Source organism: Laedolimicola sp., from assembly GCF_051972735.1.
Taxonomy (GTDB): Bacteria; Bacillota; Clostridia; order Lachnospirales; family Lachnospiraceae; genus Laedolimicola; species Laedolimicola intestinihominis.
Genome location: NZ_JBOKYU010000084.1, coordinates 1 through 2,876 on the forward strand (window position 1 = coordinate 1; position 2,876 = coordinate 2,876).

General features: G+C 49.2%; 4 protein-coding genes and 1 other RNA gene. 2 read left to right on the forward strand and 3 right to left on the reverse strand.

Going from position 1 to position 2,876, the window contains the following annotated elements:
• Positions 1–97: 97 nt before the first annotated feature.
• Complete coding sequence (locus tag ACTRC3_RS11610; protein WP_178038283.1) at positions 98–532, reverse strand: aspartate carbamoyltransferase regulatory subunit; 435 nt, start codon at positions 530–532, stop codon at positions 98–100.
• Complete coding sequence (gene pyrB, locus ACTRC3_RS11615) at positions 532–1,449, reverse strand: aspartate carbamoyltransferase (protein ID WP_178038282.1); 918 nt, start codon at positions 1,447–1,449, stop codon at positions 532–534. The genes ACTRC3_RS11610 and pyrB overlap by 1 nt, the downstream gene beginning before the upstream one ends.
• A gap of 152 nt (positions 1,450–1,601) precedes the next feature.
• Between pyrB and ACTRC3_RS11620 the strand changes: the two genes are divergently transcribed.
• Positions 1,602–2,003, forward strand: a complete 402-nt coding sequence (locus ACTRC3_RS11620; RefSeq protein ID WP_178038295.1) for a PH domain-containing protein — start codon at positions 1,602–1,604, stop codon at positions 2,001–2,003.
• 114 nt (positions 2,004–2,117) lie between these two features.
• Here the strand turns inward: ACTRC3_RS11620 and rnpB are convergent.
• An RNA gene (gene rnpB / locus ACTRC3_RS11625) (RNase P RNA component class A) lies at positions 2,118–2,466 on the reverse strand.
• A gap of 157 nt (positions 2,467–2,623) precedes the next feature.
• Here rnpB and ACTRC3_RS11630 point away from each other — a divergent pair.
• Positions 2,624–2,876 (forward strand): homocysteine S-methyltransferase family protein (locus ACTRC3_RS11630; protein WP_440323178.1); only part of this gene is annotated, 253 nt, incomplete at its 3' end.

Here is a 2,876-nt window from a genome sequence, read left to right on the forward strand (position 1 = left end):
TTATGGAATAGGGAATTCTATCGGAATTTCCTATTCCATAAAAAATCCGTTTATCCACATTTTTTCAGGATAAACGGATTTTTTTGCACATTTTAGACTATTTTCTCTTGTACTTTTCCTCACAGTACTTGCAGCGGTACACCTCTTTGCGCGGGTCGGTCAGGACAAATACCTGATCCAGCTCCTGCTCAATGGAAGTGATGCAGCGGGGATTCTTGCACTTTACGATATTGCGAATCTCCTTGGGAAGCGTCAGGGTCTTCTTCTCCGTGACCTTCTCGTCTTTTACGATATTGACGGTGATATTATGGTCGATGAAGCCCAGCACATCCATATCAATATAATCAATCGGACACTCGATTTTCATCAGATCCTTCTTTCCCATCTTGCCGCTGCGGGCATTCTTGATAATCGCCACGGTGCAGTCCAGCTTGTCCAGGTTCAGATATTTGTATATCTCCATACTCTTGCCCGCCTGAATGTGATCCAGCACAAAGCCCTCGGAGATACGTCCTACGCTTAACATTGACATTATACATTCACCTCCAGAAGTGTGAGAATCAGCGCCATACGTACATAGACGCCATACTGTACCTGCTTGAAATAAGCGGCCCGCGGATCATTGTCCACCTCGACGGAAATCTCATTGACTCTGGGCAGCGGATGCAGAACCAGCATATCCGGCTTGGCCAGAGCCATTTTCTCCTTGTTCAGGATGTAGAAATCCTTCAGACGGATATAATCCTCCTCGTTGAAGAAACGCTCCTGCTGAACACGGGTCATATACAGCAGATCCAGGTCGCCGATCACGTCCTCCAAACGTTCCACTTCCTTATAATTCTGACCGTTGGCGTCCAGTACCTCCTCACGGATGTAGCTGGGAATCCGCAGCTCCTCCGGGGAAATGAATACAAAGCGCACATTTTCATAACGAACCAGCGCTTTTACCAGAGAATGCACCGTACGCCCAAACTTCAGGTCGCCGCAGAGACCGATGGTAATGTGATCGAGACGCCCTTTCAAAGAACGAATGGTCATCAGGTCCGTCAGGGTCTGGGTCGGATGCTGATGGCCGCCATCGCCTGCGTTGATCACAGGAATACCGGAAACTGCGGACGCTACCATCGGAGCTCCCTCTTTCGGGTGCCGCATCGCACATATATCAGCATAACAGGAAATCATACGAATTGTATCGGAAACACTTTCTCCCTTGGATGCGGAACTGGACGCCGCACTGGAAAATCCTAAGACCTGACCACCTAAATGGATCATAGCAGATTCGAAACTAAGTCTTGTTCTTGTACTCGGTTCATAAAACAATGTCGCCAGAACCTTACCGTCACAGGCATGCGCGTATTTTGCAGGATTCTTCTCAATGTCGCTGGCAAGGTCCAAAACCTTCTCCACTTCTTCCACGGAAAAATCCAACGGGCTCATAAGATGTCTCATAATAACCTCCCATTTGGCTTTGTCAATTTTTATCTCGTAATATATTACATCAAACTTTTGCGGATTTCAACAAATATCTTTTGCAAAATTGTACTTTTTCAAGTATACTTTTCTTGACGGGGAGATTCCTGCCGGAAAGCGAGGTATTCATTATGGAATTCAAAGAGAAAAAACGTTGGGTATTCTTAGGACTGCCCTTTACCTTTACCACTTATACCATTACCGAAGAAATCGTCACCATCGATGAAGGCTTCCTGAATCGCAAGGAAGACGACTGCTACATGTATAAAATCCAGGACGTAACCCTGACCACCAGCCTCTTCGAGCGCATCATGGGCCTGGGCACCGTCATCTGCAACACCGGCGACGTCACCCATCCAAAGCTGGAGCTCGCTCACATCAAAAACGCCCGCGCCATCAAAGACTTCATCCTCCAGCAGTCCGAAGACCAGCGCCTGAAGCGCCGCACCCTGAACACCCAGAACATCGGAGCGATGCCGGATCCGGACCATTTTCACGACATGCACGATGACTGCGACTTACATATGCACTAATTAAATACAGATGAAAACCAGAAAAACGGCGGACCAGCCGGAAAAAACTTTCCTAAGGAGGGGCTAATTTGTCCCCGAGCGTGGAAAATTTTTTCCGGCTGGTCCGCCGTTTTTCGTCAAGGCAAAGCGATAAGCCGGGTTATGTCATTGGATGTTCATCTATCTAGTCCTATCGTCACCGACAGGCTCAAGCGACCCACCTGAGACACCCGGGCCGGGTTATGTCTCGTTTCGGTCTTGCTCCGGACGGGGTTTACATGGCTCCGCCTGTTACCAGACGGACGGTAGTCTCTTACACTGCCTTTCCACCCTTACGTCTGCAAACGCAGCCGCGGTTCATTTCTGTTGCACTGTCCCTGGAGTTGCCTCCGCCGGACGTTATCCGGCGTCCTGCCCTGTGGAGCCCGGACTTTCCTCACCTGGCACCTTTCGGCCTGCCAGCCGCGAACACCTGCTTTACCTGCGTGTTACAGTATAGCACGGGGAATTTTTCCATGCAAGTACCGATTTCCCCTATCTCACTATTTTTCTCCAAAGTTTCTTGACGGACAATCTGATTTCCACTATCATAAAACTAAATATGCTGCTTCAGGCAGTATCCGGATAAAAGGAGGCACATGATGACAAAAGAAGATCTGACAAAACGCCTTGGAAATGGAACGCTGATTCTGGACGGAGCCACAGGCTCCAACCTGATGAAGGCCGGTATGCCAAAGGGTATCTGCACCGAACAATGGGTAGCTGAGCATCCGGACGCAATTATGGAACTACAGAAAGCCTATGCGGAGGCAGGCTCCGACATCGTCTACGCCCCCACTTTTATGGCCAATCCACTCAGTCTCGCCACCCACGGACTGGCAGCCGAGACGGAAC